At 64.4% G+C, this 18871-nt stretch carries 17 protein-coding genes; 9 read left to right on the forward strand and 8 right to left on the reverse strand.

Annotated features, from left to right (window positions below; genetic code table 11):
- Positions 1 to 2: 2 nt before the first annotated feature.
- Together ACXR2W_RS02380 and ACXR2W_RS02385 are read right to left on the reverse strand one after the other, a co-directional pair.
- Positions 3 to 1676 (reverse strand): amidohydrolase, encoded by a 1674-nt coding sequence (locus ACXR2W_RS02380; protein ID WP_458811557.1) that lies wholly within the window; start codon positions 1674 to 1676, stop codon positions 3 to 5.
- Positions 1676 to 3040 carry an MFS transporter gene (locus ACXR2W_RS02385; RefSeq protein ID WP_458811559.1) on the reverse strand — a complete coding sequence of 455 codons (1365 nt, stop codon included), beginning with the start codon at positions 3038 to 3040 and terminating at the stop codon, positions 1676 to 1678. The genes ACXR2W_RS02380 and ACXR2W_RS02385 overlap by 1 nt, the downstream gene beginning before the upstream one ends.
- Positions 3041 to 3287: 247 nt before the next feature.
- On the opposite strand from ACXR2W_RS02385, the gene ACXR2W_RS02390 reads away from it, so the two are divergent.
- Complete coding sequence (locus ACXR2W_RS02390; RefSeq protein WP_458811561.1) at positions 3288 to 4223, forward strand: Lrp/AsnC family transcriptional regulator; 936 nt, start codon at positions 3288 to 3290, stop codon at positions 4221 to 4223.
- Between the two features lie 21 nt (positions 4224 to 4244).
- Here ACXR2W_RS02390 and ACXR2W_RS02395 read toward each other — a convergent pair whose 3' ends face one another.
- From ACXR2W_RS02395 to ACXR2W_RS02415, 5 genes are all read right to left on the reverse strand, one after another.
- Positions 4245 to 4529, reverse strand: a complete 285-nt coding sequence (locus tag ACXR2W_RS02395; protein ID WP_458811563.1) for a hypothetical protein — start codon at positions 4527 to 4529, stop codon at positions 4245 to 4247.
- Between the two features lie 81 nt (positions 4530 to 4610).
- Positions 4611 to 5960 carry a M18 family aminopeptidase gene (locus tag ACXR2W_RS02400; RefSeq protein ID WP_458811565.1) on the reverse strand — a complete coding sequence of 450 codons (1350 nt, stop codon included), beginning with the start codon at positions 5958 to 5960 and terminating at the stop codon, positions 4611 to 4613.
- Between the two features lie 3 nt (positions 5961 to 5963).
- Positions 5964 to 7520: a leucyl aminopeptidase family protein gene (locus ACXR2W_RS02405; RefSeq protein ID WP_458811567.1), complete on the reverse strand. Its 1557-nt coding sequence runs from the start codon at positions 7518 to 7520 to the stop codon at positions 5964 to 5966.
- 184 nt (positions 7521 to 7704) lie between these two features.
- Entirely contained in the window at positions 7705 to 8070 is a 366-nt protein-coding gene (locus ACXR2W_RS02410) for a hypothetical protein (RefSeq protein ID WP_458811568.1), read from the reverse strand.
- Positions 8071 to 8223: 153 nt separating this feature from the next.
- Positions 8224 to 8730: a hypothetical protein gene (locus ACXR2W_RS02415; RefSeq protein WP_458811570.1), complete on the reverse strand. Its 507-nt coding sequence runs from the start codon at positions 8728 to 8730 to the stop codon at positions 8224 to 8226.
- 222 nt (positions 8731 to 8952) lie between these two features.
- Between ACXR2W_RS02415 and ACXR2W_RS02420 the strand changes: the two genes are divergently transcribed.
- The 6 genes from ACXR2W_RS02420 to ACXR2W_RS02445 all read left to right on the forward strand — a co-directional run bounded on the left by ACXR2W_RS02420 (position 8953) and on the right by ACXR2W_RS02445 (position 16014).
- Positions 8953 to 10002 (forward strand): LLM class flavin-dependent oxidoreductase, encoded by a 1050-nt coding sequence (locus tag ACXR2W_RS02420; protein WP_458811571.1) that lies wholly within the window; start codon positions 8953 to 8955, stop codon positions 10000 to 10002.
- A gap of 88 nt (positions 10003 to 10090) precedes the next feature.
- Positions 10091 to 10591, forward strand: a complete 501-nt coding sequence (locus ACXR2W_RS02425) for a GNAT family N-acetyltransferase (RefSeq protein WP_458811573.1) — start codon at positions 10091 to 10093, stop codon at positions 10589 to 10591.
- A gap of 44 nt (positions 10592 to 10635) precedes the next feature.
- Positions 10636 to 11214, forward strand: coding sequence for a hypothetical protein (locus ACXR2W_RS02430; protein WP_458811575.1), 579 nt, complete (start codon positions 10636 to 10638; stop codon positions 11212 to 11214).
- A 199-nt stretch (positions 11215 to 11413) separates the two neighbouring features.
- A complete protein-coding gene (locus ACXR2W_RS02435) occupies positions 11414 to 14128 on the forward strand; it encodes a hypothetical protein (protein WP_458811577.1) in 2715 nt (904 codons plus the stop codon).
- 182 nt (positions 14129 to 14310) lie between these two features.
- Complete coding sequence (locus ACXR2W_RS02440; RefSeq protein WP_458811579.1) at positions 14311 to 15084, forward strand: hypothetical protein; 774 nt, start codon at positions 14311 to 14313, stop codon at positions 15082 to 15084.
- 36 nt (positions 15085 to 15120) lie between these two features.
- Positions 15121 to 16014, forward strand: coding sequence for an alpha/beta fold hydrolase (locus tag ACXR2W_RS02445; RefSeq protein WP_458811581.1), 894 nt, complete (start codon positions 15121 to 15123; stop codon positions 16012 to 16014).
- Between the two features lie 132 nt (positions 16015 to 16146).
- On the opposite strand, the gene ACXR2W_RS02450 is transcribed toward ACXR2W_RS02445, so the two are convergent.
- Positions 16147 to 16632 carry an SRPBCC domain-containing protein gene (locus tag ACXR2W_RS02450; RefSeq protein ID WP_458811583.1) on the reverse strand — a complete coding sequence of 162 codons (486 nt, stop codon included), beginning with the start codon at positions 16630 to 16632 and terminating at the stop codon, positions 16147 to 16149.
- A gap of 243 nt (positions 16633 to 16875) precedes the next feature.
- Between ACXR2W_RS02450 and ACXR2W_RS02455 the strand changes: the two genes are divergently transcribed.
- Positions 16876 to 17598, forward strand: coding sequence for a VIT1/CCC1 transporter family protein (locus ACXR2W_RS02455; RefSeq protein ID WP_458811585.1), 723 nt, complete (start codon positions 16876 to 16878; stop codon positions 17596 to 17598).
- Positions 17599 to 17746: 148 nt separating this feature from the next.
- The gene (locus ACXR2W_RS02460; RefSeq protein WP_458811587.1) at positions 17747 to 18868 is read left to right on the forward strand and encodes a fatty acid desaturase family protein; all 1122 of its coding nucleotides are present in this window, start codon (positions 17747 to 17749) and stop codon (positions 18866 to 18868) included.
- The last annotated feature ends 3 nt before the right edge of the window (positions 18869 to 18871 follow it).

The raw sequence follows: 18871 nt of genomic DNA on the forward strand, positions 1-18871 counted from the left end.
GGTTATGCCTCCTCGGCGGCGAACCGCTTCGTGCCGTCCACCCAAGTCTCGAACACCTGGATCTGTGAAATTTCTGCGCCTGTGGTCTCAAGCGGGTTGCCCGCAAGGACCACGAAGTCAGCGCGCTTACCCGCTTCGAGCGAGCCGAGCTCGTTCTCGCGGCCGATCGACACTGCTCCCTCGAGCGTATGCGCTTTGAGTGCTTCTGCCGCGCTGATGCACAGCGAGTCGGGGCCGAGCTTCTTGCCGCGGCGGGTCACGCGGGTCACGGCCGCCTGGATTGCCTCGAGCGGGCGTGGCTCGGCAACCGGCGCGTCAGACGAGATTGTGATGGGCACGCCAGCGTCTCGAAACTCGCCGAGCGGGTTGAACCGTTCACCGGGGGTGCCGATGGCCTGCTCGACGCCCTCGCCCCAGTTGTAGTAGTGCTGAGTCTGGTTCACGGGGCGAATGCCGAGCTTCGCCATGCGCGCGATCTCTTCGGCGGCGGGCAGGCCACAGTGCTCGATGCGGTGGCGGGCGTCTGCGTCTGGTCGCTCCTCAAGCGCTGCCTCGATCGCGTCGACGACCATCTTGATGGCAACGGGCGACTGGGCGTGGGTCGCGGTCTGTAGACCGGCCGCGTGCGCCTTGCGCACGAGCTCGGTGTACTCGCGGGGCTCGTGGTAGAGCTGACCCTTGCGGCACGGGTCTTCGGCGTAGCCCTCAGGGAAGTAGGCGGTCCAGCCTCCCAGGGTGCCGTCGGCGTACAGCTTGATGCCGGTGGCCGACAGGAATGAGTTGCCGAACGGGCCGGTGATGCCGAGCTCGATCACCTGGTCGAGCAGGTGCGACAGGAAGTAGGCCGAGACGCGCATGTTGAGCGCGCCGCGGCCTGCCATCTCAAGGTAGGCCGCCATCTCGCGCTTGGACACCTGGGCGTCGCCGATCGCGGTGACGCCACCTGCGAGGAACTCGCGCTGCACGAGGTCGAGCTGGCGCTGGTGCTCGGCGGGCTCATCGCCCAGGTGAAAGTTGGGGCCGTGGTGGCCGATCTTCACGCCGTGCAGGCCCGTGAGTACGTTGCAGGCGGCGTCAGACAGCTCACCCGTGAGCTCGCCCGCAGCGTCGCGGAAGAACTCGCCGCCCTCGGGGTTCGGGGTATCTTTTGTGATGCCGTACTTCTCGAGCGTGTACGAGTTCACGACGCCACCATGGCCGGAGGCGTTCATGATGTACACCTCGCGGTCGGTCGCGATCTCGTCGAGTTCGAAGCGGGTGGGGTGGCGACGCTCGGCGAGGTTGCGCTGCTCGTAACCGAACCCGCGCACCGGCACACCTGCCGGGAGCTTCTCGGCGCCCGCGCGCATGCGCGTCACGATCTCGGGGATCGAGGCGACTTCTGCGGGGGTGATGTCGACCCAGGTGAGCAGCTGACCGTACATCAGCGGGTGAGCGTGCGCATCGATGAACCCGGGCACGATCGTCGCATCGGGGTAGTCTGCGCGCTCGGGCTGAACGCCCGCCGCGACCGCGGCAGCCTCAACCTCGGCCACAGAACCAATCGCAAGAATCTTGCCACCGGCAGTCAGCATTGCTTCTGCGGTGGGGCGAGCCTCATCGACGGTGAGGATCGCCTGTGCCGTGACGATCGTGGGCTGCGAGTCGCGTGCGTCGTAGGTTGCGAGCGTGCGCATTACTTGGTTCCTCCTGCGGTGTCGATGTGGGTGGTGTCAAGGCGGGCCTTGAAAGATTTGGTCACGGGTGCCAGGTCGGAGTGCTGCGGCGCAAACTTCACGCCGATCGCGGCGGCGAGTGTCAGTACGCCAAAGAACGCGACGACCGACCAGAAGTTGCCGCCGGTGACGACGAGCAGTGTCGAAGCGATGACGGGCGAAAGACCGCCCCACACTGCAGCACCAATGCCGTACGACAGCGACATGGACGTGTACCGGCCCTGGGGGCGGAACATCTGCGCCATGAGCGTTGACAGCGGCGCCCACGCGCCGCTGAGCGTGACACGAATGAGAATCACGAACAGCCAGATCAGCGCCACATTCTTCGCCTGAATCGACATCACGAGCGGAATCATCACGAGGAACGAAGGAATGATGCCGAGGTACATGACCGTCTTGGAGCCGATTTTGTCGCCGAGGGCCGCAATCGGCAGCGTCACGAGCATCTCAACGAGTGAGGCGATCGTCATCGCGCCCAGCAGAATCATCGGATCGAGACCGATTTCGGGGGTGTCAGCGTAGTTCTGCACGAACGTCGTCGCGACCACGTAGCCGCCCGAGGACATTGCGATGATCAAGAAGCCCATGAGAATGGGAAACCAGTTGTTCTTGAGTGAGAACAGCAGCGGGCTCGACTGCTCTTGCCCCTCAACCTTCGCTTCGAAGACCGGGGTTTCCTCGACCTTGAATCGTACCCAGAAGCCAACACCGATCAGCACGATGCTGAACAGGAACGGCAGACGCCAGCCCCACTCGAGCAAGAAGTCGTTGCCGAACGATCCGAGCAGCCAGAATGCACCGGTCGCCATGAGCGCGCCCAGCGGGTTGCCCACCTGGGTGAAGCCGCCGTAGAAGTTCTTCCACTTCGACGGTGCGCTCTCGACCGCCATGAGGCTCGCACCGCCCCACTCGCCACCGACGGCCAGGCCCTGCACCATGCGGCACAGGATCAGCATGACCGGCGCCCACATGCCGATCGTCGCGTAGCTCGGCAGTAGGCCGACGAGCGTGGTCGCAATGCCCATGAGAATGAGCGTGATCGTGAGCGCGGGCTTGCGGCCCAGCTTGTCACCCATGTGACCGAAGATGATGCCACCGAGCGGGCGCATGAAGAACGCGACCGCGTACGTGCCAAACGAGGCGAGGGTCGCGAGCGCCGGATCGAGGTCTTCGGGGAAGAACACGTGCGGAAAAATGATCGCCGCAGCGGTCGCGTAGATGTAGAAGTCGTACCATTCGATCGAGGTGCCGACGAGTGCGGCGAACCCTGCGCGAAGCGCACGTTTGTGCGTGCGCTCCTGGATGGGCGCGGCTGTTGATGACATGCAAAGCTCCTTCGCTTCAAAGTAAAGCGCGTGGCCCGGTGTACCGAGCGCACGAATATAGCTGCGACTCTAGGCGAGATTGTGGCGCGCGGCCACCCATATACACACAGAACTACAGGCGTTGACACTTGTTATGCGACGATTGCGCGCTCATTTGTTCTCAAAGCGTGCAGAATCGCCAAGTTCTACGAACTTTATGCGTAGACTGACTGACACTACCGCGTATTTCAGCGAGAAGGAGACACGCATGCCGCTCGGCCCAGGCGCAGACGCCCACCACGATCGTCTCGATGCCGAGCTAGTTCACGCGCTTCAGCTCGACGGCCGTGCGAGCATTCAAGACCTCGCCGAGCAGTTTGGAGTTTCACGCGACCTCGTGTCGCACCGACTCAAGTTCTTGTTCACGCAGGGCGGGCTGCGCGTAGTCGCCGCCGTTGATCCCGGGTTTGCGGGCCACCACCTACTCACGCACGCGATGGTCGATCTCGATGGGCCCGCGCGCCCCGTTGCCACCGATCTAGCACGCCTCGAGGGTGCCGTGTTCGTGTCACTCGTGAGCGGCACCTGCCCCCTCGTATTCGAGTCGCGCAACGCTGGGCAAGCAGAGCTGCACGAGACGCTCGCGCACGCTCGCAGGCTACCCGGGGTGGAGCGCATTCGCGTGACCACCTACGGTGAGATCCTCAAGGGATTCTTTGTGTCACAGCAGCGTTCAGAAATCGAACTCGACGCGCTCGACCACGAGCTGATCGGACATCTGCAGCACGACGGCCGTGCCAGCTACCGCACGCTCGCAGACCTGGTGCATCTGTCACCCTCTTCTGTACGCGCCCGGGTGCAGCGACTCATCGCCTCGGGCGTGATCCGGATCTCGGCCATCAAGGCCGGTGGCATCTCACGCAGTCGCCTCGCGATCGGCATTGGGATCACGGCGCGCGGTGCGACCGATGAGATTCGCGACTTCATTATGGAGTCCCAGGCGATTGATTTTGCGGCGTCGGCGCACGGGAACTTTGACTTCATCGCGACGCTCGTGGGCCCGAGCGCGGGCACGCTGCTGGCAACGTTAGAGGATCTGCGGGCGCTACCCACGGTCGCCGCGATTGAGTCGTGGACGCACCTCGACATCGTGAAAGAGGACTACGCCCGCACGCTGGGAGCGCGCGAACCGCGCCGCGGGTGAGATGCGCGTGAGGCTCGCAGACTAGCCGCCGAGAGCGCGCTGTACGCGGCTGAGCGAGATGTTTTCGTGCAGCAGCACGCCCGTGCTGGTGCGCTGCTCGAAGTGGTAGCCCATGCGTCCCTGGCACAGCATGCCGATGAGGTAGGGCTCACTGGGGGTCCACATGATCCAGGTGGGCTGGCCGTCGGCGTTCGTGCCCAGGTAGGTGAACTCGATATCGCGGTCACCGATGCGCTGCACGCTCGGCGACAGCGTCTCCCGTGAGAGGGCGACACCGCCCGATCCCGTTTGCTGCATCTCACTCATAGCTCGATCCTAGCGAAAGATCAGCCCTGCGGCCTAGAGGGAGCGCGGCGCGCCCCCTCTAGGCCCTGCTTACTTGCCCGATTACGCCCCTGCGAAAAACGCGCCGGTCGCGCGCGCGAGACCGTGCAGGTCGTTCACGTGGGCGAGCTCGCGTGCCGAGTGCATCGACAAGAGCGGCACCCCCACATCGACGGTGCGAATGCCGAGTCTCGTCGCGGTGAGCGGCCCAATGGTTGAACCGCACGGCACGGTGTTGTTCGACACGAACTCCTGTGTCGGCGTACCCGCCGCCGCACACGCACGCTGCCACAGGGCAGCACCGTGGGCATCGCTCGCGTAGCGCTGGTTCGCGTTGACCTTGAGCATCGGCCCGCGCCCCGCTAGCGGGCGCACGTTGGGGTCGTGCTTCTCGGGGTAGTTCGGGTGCACCGAGTGCCCCGCGTCTGCCGAGACGCACCACGACGCCGCATTGGCACGCGCCGTGTCTTCGACCGTCGCCCCGAGCCCGGCGCGCAGCCGTGCCAGCACGTCTTCGAGAAACGGCCCGCAGGCGCCCGAGCGCGTTGAGGAGCCCAGCTCTTCGTGGTCGAAAGCTGCGAGCATGGCAATGGTGCCGGGCTGCGGCTCCGTCTCCATGAGCGCCACGAGGCCCGCGAACGTCGAGCTCAGGTTGTCCATGCGCGGCGAGGCAAAGAACTCACCGGTCGCCCCGATGCGAGCGGGCGGCTGTGTGTCAAACAATCGCACGTCGGTGCCCGCAATGTCGCTCGCGCACACGTTCGTGCCGCTGCCAGCGTTGCTGTCAGCACTACTGGTTGCGCTGTTACCTGCGTTTGCCGCTGCAGCAAGCAGCTCGAGCACCGACACCTCGCCCGGCGTCGCTCCCGGCACTGCGAGCACCGGCTGCGTGTGACGCTGACGGTTGAGCGTGAGCCCCTCGTTCGCTTCGCGGTCGAGGTGAATCGCGAGCTGCGGAATGCGCGCCACCGCGCCCGTGCACACGAAGTGCTCGGCGCCGTCACGCGTCACAACGCGACCGGCGAACCCCAGGTCGCGGTCGAGCCACGAGTTGATGAGCGGCCCGCCGTACACCTCGACGCCCGCCTGCGCCCAACCGTCAGCCACAAAATCGGGCTGCGGCTTGAGCACAAAACCGGGTGAGTCGGTGTGTGCGCCGAGAATGCGCACGGGGCTTTGCGGCCCCACCCCCGATCCGGCACGCCAGGCAATGATCGCGCCGTCACGAACGACGAAACCGCGGGCGCCCGATTGGGTGGGAGCCCAGGCGACCGCCTCGTCGTGACCGACGAAGCCGGCCGCAGTGAGTGCCGCGGCAGCTTCGTGGGCTGCGTGGTACGAGCTGGGCGATGCGGCCACGAACTTGGCGATCGCGTCGATGTAGGCGTTCTGGTCGCCCAATAGTGCGGTCATTGGTTACTCGGCGCTCACAGCTTCTGCGGCCTCGGGCTTGTCGGGCGCCTCGAATGCGGCGGCGAACTCGGCCAGCAGTCGCGCGCCGAAACCGGTCGAGCCAACCGAGCGCCACAGGTCATCGCTCTCAGACTGCATCGTGCCCGCGATGTCGAGATGGCCCCAGGGGGTGCCGTCGACAAACTCGTTCAAGAACAGGGCCGCGAGAATCGCGCCGGCGTATGCGCCACCCATGTTCGACAGATCGGCCACGTTCGACTTGAGCTGTTCGCGGTAACGGTGGTCGAGCGGCATGCGCCAGATGTTCTCGTCGGTCGCTTCAGCCGCGGCCTCGAGCTGCGCCGCGATCTGGTCGTTGTTAGCGAGCATCGCCGCGGTGCGGGTGCCAAACGCGGCCATTGCCGCGCCGGTGAGCGTCGCGATGTCGACGATCGCGTCGGGGCGCTCGCCGCCGATCGCGGTGTCTTCGGTCGCGAGCACCAGGCCGTCGGCGAGCACCAGGCGCCCCTCGGCGTCGGTGTTCTTCACCTCAACCGTCTTGCCGCCGCGAATGGTGAGCACGTCGCCCAGCTTCATGGCGCTACCCGACGGCATGTTGTCGGTGCACATCAGCCAGCCGGTGACGGCGCTCTGCACGCCGAGCTCGGCGAACGAGGTCATGGCGGCGAAGACCGCGCCCGCGCCCATCATGTCGAACTTCATGGCGGCGTGCATCGCGTTCGAAGGCTTCAGGCTGATGCCACCCGAGTCATACATGATGCCCTTGCCGATGAGCGCGAGGTGCCCCTCGGGGTCTGCGGGGCGGTAGCTCAGCTTGATCATGCGCGGCTCTTGCACGCTACCGGCGTTCACGCCGAGCAGGCCGCCCAGGCCCATCTCTTCGACCTGCTTCAGGTCGAAGACCTCGACGCCCAGGCCAAACTCGGGGGCGATCTGCTCGATAATCTCGCCAAACTTGTCGGCGTTGAGGTGACGCGGCGGCGTGTTAGCGACGTCGCGCGCGACGGCCGCAGTGCGGGCGAGCACGAGGCCGCGGGCGACCCCCTGCTCTGCTTCTTCGGTGTACTCGGCGGGCACCTGCAGTGTCAGCTCTGCGAGTTCGACCGTGACCGGCTCGTTCTTCAGCGCGTCGTAACGGTAGCGGGCGAGGGCCGCACCCTCGATGGCGGCCTGCACAGCGACGCCGGCATCCCACTCGCCCGTGTTGAGTAGTTCGGTGAGATCGACCGCGATGTGGCCGCACTCGCGGGCCGCACGAGTGAACGCGGCGACGGCATCGCGCAGTTCAGCGTCGGTCTCGATGCCGGTCTTGCCGGTGCCCACGAGAACCGTGAGGGGGCTGCCGGGCAGCACGAGGGTCTGGTTGGAGCCAGCCTTGAAGCCAGCGGCGGCGAGCGCCGCGCGGTCTAGGGCACCCACTGATGCGGGCAGATCGCCCTCAGCAGCCACGAACACGGCCTGCGCGCCGTGGCCGGTGGTGGCCTCTGTAGTGAGGCTCACGCTCGTGGTGCGTGAGAGAGAAGGGACGGGATCGAAGGCTGCATCAATCTGAACACTCATGCGACCAGCCTATCGCCGCGGGCGTCTTCGCTTGCGTTGCGCTTGTTCTTGTGGCCATACTTTGGCGTCTTGTGCACGGCGAGTGGCCGCGCCTCCGTGCCGCGTTCGAGTCGTGGCTTGATCCGGAAAATTTTGACGAGGCCAGCCGACAGCTGCGTTCTCTCTCAGCAGGGACGCAGCATGCCTAGGCGCGCTCGTCGCGCAGCGCCGAGATCTCGCTGAGCAAGTCGGCCATCTTCCAGCACCGCACGCCCATCGCAGTTTTGCCGTCGGCTGACACCAGAAACGCCGCTGTAACTGCGCCCCATTTACGCACCCGCACCTCAGTGATTGCATCAAGCGCGAGGCCGAAGTCCCGGTGTACGTCAGCCACTCCGAACAGGTTGTTGACAATGTTGTTCACGCGGTTGGCTTTGAAGAGCACCGCTGTCGAGGCCAACGAGATGCGCCCGCCAATCCAGTTCAGCCGCCTGAATACCTCAGCGTCGCTCAGGCTGTCAAGGGCATCGATGTCGATGAGTACTACGTTTGCGATTCGTGAGGTTCCCATGTTGAATGCCATCGTACCGCCGTGGCCCGTGGCCCGTGGCCCGTGATTCTCTCCCCCCGCAAAGAAACACAGGCCCGGGCCGCAGCATATGCTGACACACGCTCACCTTGCGCGCTGGCGCTGTCTGCTCGTGTGAGACGCTAGCCGCTCGTGTTATTGACAGAGCGTCAACAGCGCGCTGTAGGACTTACCCATCGCCTCGGCGGCCGCGGTGTACTCGGCCATCAGGCTCACATCGTTGTTGACGAACACTTTCTGCACCGCGTCACGCATTGCTGCGACGTCTGTGTGCACGGTTGTCGCCGCGGCTTTCACTTCGTCGTTTTGCGCCTCGGCGGCAATCGTCTCGAACCCGTTCGTCAGGTCAGTCCACACGGCGACGGCCGCTTGCGGGTCTGACGTCGCGTCTTCCATCGACTCCTGCATCGCTTGCCCCGCGTCGGCTAGTGGGCCCGCCATTGCGACGCAGCCTTCTTGCACGGTCTGAGCCGACGCTTCTGCTGCGGGCTCTTCCGCAGGTGGCGCGTCGGCCGCTGGAGCTTTGGTCTCGGCTGCCACCGAGTTACCTGCAGTGGTGTCCCCCGCACTGCCTGCGCAGGCTGAGAGTGTGAGCGCGACCGCAAAGATCGCAGCAATCCCAAAGAGCTTCTTGTGTTTCATGGGGGGTCCTTTCGTTGGTGCCCACGTGAGCCGCGAACGCCTGAACTGCCGACCGTAATACAGCACTGAGCGCATGTATACACGCCGGTCAAGTTCGATATCAAACAGTGGCCTAATACGTCACGGATGTCGCAGTACATTGATCCGCGCTCATCTGAAACCATTCGAAGTGGAAGGAAGGTAGTCGGGAATAGATGCGCACGCATCTAGGTTGCACCCGGCATGAGAGCATTCGGTTTCCTGTCCTTCGGCCACTACGGCCCCGTACCCGGGTCGCGCGTGCGCACCGCGGGCGACATGCTGCGCCAGACCATCGAGCTCGCCGAGGGCGCCGACGAGATCGGCGTAAACGGGGCATACGTGCGCGTGCACCACTTCGCACGCCAGGCTGCATCGCCGATGCCTCTGCTCACTGCGATGGCCGCCCGCACGAAGCGCATCGAAGTGGGCACTGGCGTCATCGACATGCGGTACGAGAACCCGCTGCACTTCGCTGAGGAGGCCGCGGCGCTCGACGAGATCGCAATGAACCGCATCGCCCTCGGTGTGAGCCGGGGGTCACCCGAACCCGCTCTTCGCGGCTACGAAGCGTTCGGCTACACGGGCTCTGAGGACCCTCGCGGCGCCGACATCGCCCGCGATAAGTTCGACCTGTTTCTGCGCGCGATCGACGGCGAGGGCATCGCCTCGGCAGATCCTCAAATGGGCCCGGCAGGAAAGCTCGCGATCGAACCCCACTCCCCCGGTCTGCGCGACCGCATTTGGTGGGGCGCCGGATCAACCCCCACCGCAGTACAAACCGGCCAAATGGGGCTCAACATGATGAGCTCAACGCTTCTCACGGAGGCGACGGGCGAGCCGTTTCACATATTGCAGCGCAAGCAGATCGATGCCTACCGTAAGGCCTACTTTGACGCGGGTCACACTCGGCCACCGCGCGTCTCGGTGAGCCGCAGCGTGTTTCCCATCATGAACGCGAACGACGAGGCCTACTTTGGGCTCCGCTCACGCGATGCCGGCGATCAGATCGGGGTGATCGACGGGTTCCGCTCGACGTTTGGCAAGACCTACGCGGCAGAGCCGGATCAGCTGGTCGAGCAGCTCCTCGCCGATGAAGCGGTGATGGCGGCAGACACCCTCATGCTGACGATTCCCAACCAGCTAGGACCCGAGTACAACCTGCACATTCTCGAGTCGTTCGCGAAGCACGTTGCGCCTGCATTGGGCTGGAAGCCGAACACCGAGGGGCCTGTGCAGGGGTACGCTCTCTAACGAACGCTTGGGGGTAACGCACTCAACTGGAACGGTGTGTGGTTGAAGAAGCCATTTCCCGTTCGAATCCAGGTAGTCTGACAAGACTGTGAGCACGACTCCGCAACACCCCAGGATCCGCCCTTACCAAGTCGACGATGCTACGTCCACGCTGAGAATTTTCACGACGGCGATCACAAGGACCGCGGCAGCTGATTACTCTCCAGAACAGATTACGGCTTGGGCCCAACCTGGCCTGCGAGACGCCACAGAATGGCACCTCGCCATGCACAACCGAAACAGTTTTGTCGCCACTTTGCACGATGAAGTCGTTGGCTTCTCTGATGTTGATGAGCATGGGCACATCGACATGATGTTCGTGGACCCCCAACACCAGCGGCAAGGAGTCGCGCACACACTTCTTGCCGAGGCGGAAAGACAAGCGAGGGAGCTCCATGCGGCAAGTCTGACGGCTGATGTCAGCATCACCGCCCGGCCTTTCTTCGAGAAACACGGATTCTGCGTCGAGCGCCGACAGGAGCCCGTCAAGCATGGAGTAAAGCTCGTGAACTATCGAATGCGCAAGGTGCTCAATGAAAGCCACACTTAGCGCCCATCAGGGCCGTAAGAGCGATCGTGAGTTAGCCTGTGCGCATGCTGATGCGCCGCCTGGCAAGCCTCGCCCTCATAGTCGGGCCGCTACTCTTTGCTCTTTCGCCATTCTTCTGGGTGGGCAAACACTATGGCGTCGTCGGCGGGTTTCTCGTCGCGATCTCCACCGTGCCTTGGCTGTTCGGGCTCATCAGTGAGTACGACGCACTGCGTGCGAAGTTTCCAGTGCGGTCGGGGCTCTGGATGCTGCTCACCCTCATTGGAGCATTTGGTACCGTCGCGTTCGGTATACAGGGAGTCTTCGAGAGTCTGCTCGGTTTCGGCGAATGGCGCGGGGCTGCGACTTTCGACACGTATCCGCTTCCTGTAACCCTCATACTTATGACCGCCGGGCCCGCCTTTCCGCTCGCGCTTTTCATCCTGGGGGCCATGTACTGGAAGACCGGCCTCGTGCCACGCTGGGCGGCGGCCCTGCTCATGTTCGCAGCTATCGCGTTTCCCATCGCAAGGGTTACCCGCGACTTCCCTTTTGTCTTCATCGCCGACTTCACCATGCTCGCGGCATTCTGCGCAATCGCTTGGTACGCATCACGCCGCCCCGCCCCTCATTTAGTTGACTAATACCCGGTTCCAACTCCGGATCAGGTGTTTTAACTCAAGCACAGTCGTTATAGTTCCGTTATAAATAGTGCTGCTGGGGCCTGTTCTGACGCGATTTCGGGTTGTTTTGGGTCGCTTTCGCCAGGTTTCCGAGTGCTTTTGCCGGCGGGTGCGAGGCGATGTCGGTGTCAATGTCGGTGGTCCAAGCGACCATAGAGACATGGAACTTTTCGCCTCACTTACGCAGCAGCTGGCAGCGGTACGCCAGCTGGTCGGTGAGGTGCCCGCGGCCTGCAAGATCCCCGAAATTGTGCGCCAGCTGCCCGACGACGAGGTGCTCGCGGTGCTCACCGCGGCGGCCGCGGTGGTGCACGAGCTCGAGCTGTTGCAGCTCGCCGCGACCGGCGTGGTGGCCGAGCGCTCGAGCCGTGAGGCCGGGCATGCGGGGCTTGCGCAGTCGCGGGGGTTTCGTAACCCGGCGACGCTGATTCAGCAGCTCACCGGCGCCACCCGTGCCGAGGCGCTGCGCGGGGTGCGCGTGGGTGAGTCTTTGTTCGAGCAGGCGCCCGCCTGGCCTGAGGGCATGCCGCTACCGGCCGATGTGCCGGGCAGCGGTGATGGTGCTGGGGCTGGCGATGACGTTGGGAGTGGCGACGGCACCGGCGGCAGTGGAAACACTGGCGCGGGGGTGACTGACGGCACTGCCCCCGATAGTGCGGGCGCTGCCGGTGACACCGGGAGTGCCGACGGCAGCGGTGACGCCGGTACCGCCCTGGCGCCACCCGAGCCGTGGCATGCTCCGCTGCGGGCGGCGCTACTTGAGGGCTCCCTGTACGAGTCGCAGCACGACGCGATCCGCACCGGCCTCGGCGAACCACCCGCGCCGTCTCTGCAGCGCGAAGCCCCCGACCCCAACACCAGCACCGAGGCTGGCACCGACACAGACACCGACACCGACACCGGCACCGGCAGTGGCGACACCGGGGCGCGCACGTTCGCTGAGCTGCAACACGAAGCGTTAGCGCTCGCGGAGGTGTGGCGGCTCGCCGCCGAAGAACTCATCCGTGAAGCACCACTGCGCACGGTCGAAGAGCTGCGCCAGGCCGCCCGCAACATTCGCGACATCCTCGACCCGGTAGGCGCTGAGGCTAGGTCACGGGCCCGCTACGAGGCCCGCTCGTTCAGGCTGTGGCGCGACGCGGCCGGCGCCTGGCGCGGATCTTTCACTTTCGATGACGAGTCCGGGGCGCTCATACGCGGCCTTATCGACACTGCGCTACGCCCCCGCCGGGGCGGCCCCCGGTTTGTGGACCCGGCCGACAAAGCGCGCGCGCAGCAGCTTATCGATGACCCGCGCACCAACGATCAACTCACCCACGACCTCATGATCGACGCCGTCTCGAGCGGCATCACCGCCGACCCCGCCACCACGCTCGCTGCCCAGAAGCCGAGCGTGCGCGTGGTGACCGTGCTCCACCGCGGCAGCCGCGCCACACCACCGGTGGCCGCCACTTCGGCCGTACTCACACCGACACAGCCAGCACCGTCACCGGACCAACAAGCTCAGCATGCACCAGCCGCACCGTTATCAGAGTCACAGCCAGTGCCGCAGTCAGCGCCGCAGTCGGCGCCGCAGCCAGTGCCGCAGCCAGTGCCGCTGCAGGAGCTCAAGCGGCAGGCCCAGCAGCTCCTCACCCAGCCCGCCCCGGCACAGCCCGGGCAAGCCCTGAGCGAAGCCGACGGCACCGTGCTCCCAGCGGGCACGCTCGCACGGCACCTGTGTAACACGGGGCTCATCAACGTGATCGTGGACGTCGCCGGTAACCCGCTCAACATGGGCCGCACCCAACGCCTGTACACGAGCGCCCAACGCGTCGCCTTGTCGCTGCGTGATGGGGGCTGCCGGTGGCTGAACTGTGACCGCCCCGCATCATATTGCGAAGCGCACCACATTGACGAGTGGGTCGCGGGCCACGGCCGCACCGATATCGCTACCGGAATCTTGCTCTGCCGGTACCACCACGGGCAGCTCCACCACGGCGGCTGGCGCATCACCCGCGACGGTGACGGCCCCTTCATGCTGCACGACAAACACGGCACAGCCTATGAACTCCCGGTGCGCGCCGACCGGTCCACGATGTGGAACTTCACCGGCCTCACCCCGCTCCCGCCACGGCTCTACCCACGCCCAGACACACCTCCAGACCCAGACACACCGCCAGACCCGGGCACACCGCCAGACCCAGACACGCCACCAGGCCCGGGCACTCCACCGGATTCAGGAACACCACCAGGTGCAGGCACCCCACCGGATTCTGGCACCCGACCGGGTGCAGGCGCACCACCGGATTCAGGCACCCCACCAGGTGCAGGCACCCCACCGGATTCAGGCACCCCACCGGACTCAGACACTCCGCCCAACCCAGATACCCCACCGGGCGCGCAGGCACCACCTGCGTGGTCACCGGACGCAAAGGCTCCAAACACACGGGCGCCAAACACACAGGCGCCAAGCACACAGGTGCCAAACACACAGGCGCCAAGCACACAGGCGCCAAGCACACAGGCGCCAAGCACACAGCAACCCGCTCAACGAGACCAGCAGCCATCCCAGCTGCCAGCCCAGCTGCCGATCTTCATCGAACAGCAGGAGCCACTGACCGCAACGAACTTCAATATTTCGCCGACGCCAACACCAACACCAACACCAACGGTGACCGCATCAGCTTGGGCGCCACCACCGAGAACTCCGACCCCAACTGAGCCACCCCCGGCCAGCCCCAATACCGAACCCGCGGCTCGCCCCACGACCACATTCGCCCCTCAAGCGAGCATGCTCTCCCAGATGAGTCAAGGGCTGGTGCCGGCTCAGAGTCGCTCCATGGCCAGCACTCGCCGCATCGCGAACAGCGAGCCAGGCGCCCCGCCGGGGTAGCGCCGCACACACCGGCCCAGCAGAAGATGCCCTGTTATCACCTCCATCACGCACCTTCATCACGCACCTTCATCACGCACCTTCATCACGCACCTTCATCACGCACCTTCATCACGCAGAGCCTGATTAGGATTGGACACAATGCAGTTCAGCCGACCTTCGCGTCTCACACCAGGGGGAATATGATGCACCGTTACAAGCCCAGAAACCTTGCGGCAGCGGCCCTCACCTGTGCAGCCGCTCTGGTCCTACTTCCGGGTTGCAGTATCGTTTCCAACGTCACAGATCTTTTTGGTGACAAGAGTGCCGAGTCGAGCGAAGGCCCCCGCAACAGCGCTAAGAAGCCCTCTGAGCAGTCCTCCACGTCAGAGCAAGAAAATGCAAAGCAGGCCGCCGAAGAGAAGAAACAAAAAACCGAAGACGCTCAGCGCGAAGCAGAAGAAGCCAAGAAGGCTGAAGAAGCCAAACGCGCCCGGCTCGTGCTCCCCTCCGCCTGCGACGCCATGAATTCGACCGCATACGACGAGGCCACCGCGGCAATCGCCAACCTCAACCTCACAGTGCCTATTCAACAAGCACGCCTCGACAGTTTTGAGTTCACAGCGGGTGAGGTCGCGAAGGCCACGATGCAAAAAGCGGTCCGCTTCGAGAGCTGTTCGTACCCCGTCTATTTCCACAACGCTGTAGTCCAGTATGTAATCGAGATAGCAGCCGCCGATCAGGCCTCCCTTATTTCTGCGCTGCGCGACGACCCCACCATCACCGAGAAGTCTTCAGGTAGCGTGGTGCACTTCACATTTGACCAGTACTACGAGGGGCAGCGCGGCGCCCCGATGAGCACGAGGGTGAACTACATCTTTATGGGCAACGCATGGATCGCCCTGTTCGACAACGGTGAGCTCGACTACGCTCCCGCCGCGATCGAGGGGCTGCGCGCGGCCAACCCCACGCTGTAAATCAGCTCCCGCCCACCGGCATTAGGCTGAGTCCGTATGTTTGAAGCACGCACACACCTCGTTTATACCCGCGACGGCCGCACGCTCACAGGCTCCTCCATCGGCCCGACCGATGGCCACCCTGTGCTGTTTATCTCAGGTGCGGCGACCGGCAAAAGCATGACTTTTGGTGACGAGTATCTCAGCCAAACGGGCCTACTCCTCGTCACAATGGATCGGCCCGGCATCGGCGGTTCGACGCCCGACACTACACGCACGCTGGCATCGACCGCCGACGATTACCGTAATTTCATGCGCGAGGTCACCGGTTCAGACGCCCCATTTCACGTCGTCGCAAACTCCCAGGGCTCGGTCTTTGCGCTGCAGCTCGCCGCAAGCAAGGTCCTCGAGTCCCTCACCTCGGTTTCGCCCGCTGACGAGCTCGCCCACCCCGCGATCCACGCCCAGTTGCCCGCTGAGGCCACCGCACTCGCTGACCTTGCGCGGCACGATCCGGATCAAGCCGCAACGATCTTAGCCGGCCTTGACATGCAGGCCATGGAGAGCATGGTCCTTGCAGGCTCACATCCGTCCGATGCCGCGTTCTATCGCAGCGAGCCGTTCGCGACCCGCTATCGCGATGCGCTCGCCGAGGGGTTCGCATGCGATGGCGCTGGCTATGCGCGAGACACGCTCATCGCTATGCGCCCGTGGGGCATAGAGCTCGACACCATCGCATGCCCGGTCACGATGCTATTTGGCGCGCTCGACCTGTCACACTCACCGGATCACGGGGCCACGCTCGCCTCTCGGATCACGGGCGCCACCCGCACCGTGCTCCAAGACGCGGGCGGCGCGCTCTTGTGGACCCACTCGCGCCTGGTGCTAGACACCGTGCTCGACGCCATGCCCGGCACTGTGCTCGGCACCGCACCTGAGCTGGCAGACTGACGCTCTACAGACGCGCAACGCGGCAAGCAAACGACAGGGCAAGCGAGCAACCGTTCAACCGTTCAACCGTTCAACCGTTCAACCGTTCAACCGTTCAACCGGCCGCAGGGCAACCGAGCACCCCGGTAGCCCCTACATCGCGCGGTACGCGGCGCTCATTCCTACGACGTAGTGCTCAAAGCTGGGCTCCTCGGTGTCTTCGGTCGCCGCGACGAGCAGGTCGAGGTAGTACTCCCAGCCCGGGCCGATCTCGCCAAGCTCGACGCGCTCGGTGAGCAGCTGGGTGAACAGCAACACCGTGTCGTCGTCGCCGTCGGCCTCGAGCGCAAACGCGATCTCCCAGTCAACGCCCTCGTCAAGCACGTGCAGCACGAGCCTGTTTGGCGCCTCACACGCACGAATTCCGACGCGCAGAGCGGGCTCATGCGATTCGAAGCGCATGCGCACGCGTACACCGCTACCCGGCTGCGCGTCCCCCTCCCACGGCCCAAACCAGCGCTCAGTGAGGTCTGATTCAGTGAGAAACTGCCACGCCTCGTCGATCGGCAGCGCGAGCGACCGCGCGATCTGCAGGTACCTACGCCCCTCGTTCACAACGACGCGTCCACTTGCTTCCATGGGGTGCCTCCTCTAGGTCTCACTCAGCGTATCTGGCAGGCGCCATCCCTGCCCGAGAATGTTCGCCATAGCGAACTTAGGATCGCGGCCAATCGAGGCCTGATCTGGGGTTCTCACTCGCTCCGGATCATTGCTAACGTTGCATCTCGTACTTGCGACGCGCGCTGGTGGCAGCGCGGTAGCGCTGTGTGTTGGTGCGACCGCAGCGCTTTTTTGTGTAGTTTGAGCCCCCGAGGAGTGAGCATGAGCGAGATCGATATCGCGAACCCCCATGACTACGACCACCGCCACGCCGATGTCTCTTCTGGCTGGCTGCGCGCGAGCGTCTTTGGCGCCATGGATGGGCTCGTCTCAAACGTCGGCCTGATCGCTGGTATCGCAGCGGCCGGAGCCCCCACCGGTGTTGTTGCCCTCACAGGCGTATCGGGCCTCATTGCGGGCGCGATCTCAATGGCGCTCGGCGAGTTCACATCGGTGCGCACCGCGAACGAGCAGCTCGACACCGAGGTGGAGGTCGAGCGCGAAGCTCACGCCCGCAACCCCGAGGGTGAGCAGGCAGAGCTGGCCGTGTTGTTTGAGCGTTTGGGCATGGAGCCCGGCACCGCCACGTCTGCTGCTGTGCAGGTGCACGCCAACACCGAGCAGGCTGTGCGTGTGCACCTCGCTCACGAGCTCGGGCTCAGCCCCGAAGAGAAGCCGTCTCCCTGGGTCGCCGCAGTGTCATCGTTTATTTCGTTTGGCATCGGCGCCATCATTCCGGTGCTGCCCTTCCTCTTTGGCTTTGGTGACCTGTGGTGGGGCCTCGCATTTGGTGGGGCTGGTCTGCTCGTGGCGGGTGGCCTCGCGGCCGGCATCACCCGGCGCAGCTGGCTCAAGGGAGCGGTGCGCCAGCTCGTCTTTGGCGGTGTCGCGGTCGCCGCGACCTACACGATAGGCGCAATGCTTGGCGTGTCTGAATTTAGCTAACCCAAGAGCTCAGCTCTCACCAGATACACGGCTCGCATACCGGTGACCGTATGCTCCAGCGGATACATTGGCCAAAGCAATCGGCAATTGCCTTTTAGCTTCACAACCGGGCGTTGTCACACCGCCCGAAGGGAACCAGGTGCCGATTATGTCGCTGACGTCTACCCACGCGCGCACGCAAACCCCCAAGAACGGCCTCGGCCCGCTGCAGTACACGCGGGCACGCACCGAAGATTTTCCGCCGATCGCCAAGGCCTACACGAATGTTTCGCGTGAGGTGCGCGAGGCGGGGCTACTCAAGCGCGCGCAGGGCTTCTACGCGATCGTCGGTGTAGCCATCGCTCTCGGATTTGGCGCCGCGGCTACCGGTTTCATTCTGCTGGGCGATAGCTGGTTTCAGCTGCTCATTGCAGCGGGCGTAGGCCTGCTCTTCACCCAGGTCGCGTTCATCGCGCACGAGGCGGCACACCGCACCGTGCTTGCGACCGGCCCGGCTAATGATCGGCTCGCCCGCGTGCTCATCGCGTTTGTCGGCATGAGCTACGACTGGTGGGATTCGAAGCACAGCCGCCACCACCAGAACCCCAACAAGGTCGGCAAAGACCCCGACATCGAGGTCGACACGATCTCGTTTATCGAAGAGGACGCGGTGAATTCACGCGGCCTGGTGCGCGCGATCACGAAGCGCCAGGGCTGGTTCTTCTTCCCTCTGCTCACTCTCGAGGGCCTCAACCTGCACCTGCACGGGTTTAAGCACCTGCTGCAGCGCGGGCCCGTGCGCGGTCGCTGGATCGAGCTGTCGCTCATCACAGCCCGCTTCGCACTGTTTTACACCCCCATCTTCATGTTTCTGCCGCTTGGGCTCGCCTTCGCGTTTGCGGGCGTGCAGATCGCCGTGTTTGGCGTCTATATGGGTGCCTCGTTTGCCCCGAACCACAAGGGCATGCCCGTCATCGCCCACGACGCGAAGCTCGACTTTTTCTCAAAGCAGGTGCGCACCTCACGCAACATTCGTGGCGGCTGGTGGGCGACGGCCATGTTTGGCGGTCTCAACTATCAGGTTGAGCACCACCTTTTTCCCAGCATGTCGCGCCCCTACCTCGCGAAGGCCCGCAAGATCGTGATGGAGCACTGCCGCACACTCGACGTGCCCTACACCGAAACGTCGGTGTTGCGCTCGTACGCAATCGTCATCGCATATCTCAACCGGGTGGGTCTTGCCGCCCGCGACCCGTTTGCGTGCCCGGTTTCGGCACAGTACGGACGCTAACCG

Source organism: Leucobacter faecis, from assembly GCF_054456695.2.

Coding starts and splice junctions, on each gene's coding strand:
- ACXR2W_RS02440 (WP_458811579.1), top strand. CDS start 14,311: ATGATGCACCGTTACAAGCCCAGAAACCTTGCGGCAGCGGCCCTCACC.
- ACXR2W_RS02420 (WP_458811571.1), top strand. CDS start 8,953: ATGAGAGCATTCGGTTTCCTGTCCTTCGGCCACTACGGCCCCGTACCC.
- ACXR2W_RS02410 (WP_458811568.1), bottom strand. CDS start 8,070: ATGGGAACCTCACGAATCGCAAACGTAGTACTCATCGACATCGATGCC.
- ACXR2W_RS02395 (WP_458811563.1), bottom strand. CDS start 4,529: ATGAGTGAGATGCAGCAAACGGGATCGGGCGGTGTCGCCCTCTCACGG.
- ACXR2W_RS02460 (WP_458811587.1), top strand. CDS start 17,747: ATGTCGCTGACGTCTACCCACGCGCGCACGCAAACCCCCAAGAACGGC.
- ACXR2W_RS02455 (WP_458811585.1), top strand. CDS start 16,876: ATGAGCGAGATCGATATCGCGAACCCCCATGACTACGACCACCGCCAC.
- ACXR2W_RS02435 (WP_458811577.1), top strand. CDS start 11,414: ATGGAACTTTTCGCCTCACTTACGCAGCAGCTGGCAGCGGTACGCCAG.
- ACXR2W_RS02450 (WP_458811583.1), bottom strand. CDS start 16,632: ATGGAAGCAAGTGGACGCGTCGTTGTGAACGAGGGGCGTAGGTACCTG.
- ACXR2W_RS02430 (WP_458811575.1), top strand. CDS start 10,636: ATGCTGATGCGCCGCCTGGCAAGCCTCGCCCTCATAGTCGGGCCGCTA.
- ACXR2W_RS02445 (WP_458811581.1), top strand. CDS start 15,121: ATGTTTGAAGCACGCACACACCTCGTTTATACCCGCGACGGCCGCACG.
- ACXR2W_RS02380 (WP_458811557.1), bottom strand. CDS start 1,676: ATGCGCACGCTCGCAACCTACGACGCACGCGACTCGCAGCCCACGATC.
- ACXR2W_RS02400 (WP_458811565.1), bottom strand. CDS start 5,960: ATGACCGCACTATTGGGCGACCAGAACGCCTACATCGACGCGATCGCC.
- ACXR2W_RS02405 (WP_458811567.1), bottom strand. CDS start 7,520: ATGAGTGTTCAGATTGATGCAGCCTTCGATCCCGTCCCTTCTCTCTCA.
- ACXR2W_RS02390 (WP_458811561.1), top strand. CDS start 3,288: ATGCCGCTCGGCCCAGGCGCAGACGCCCACCACGATCGTCTCGATGCC.
- ACXR2W_RS02415 (WP_458811570.1), bottom strand. CDS start 8,730: ATGAAACACAAGAAGCTCTTTGGGATTGCTGCGATCTTTGCGGTCGCG.
- ACXR2W_RS02385 (WP_458811559.1), bottom strand. CDS start 3,040: ATGTCATCAACAGCCGCGCCCATCCAGGAGCGCACGCACAAACGTGCG.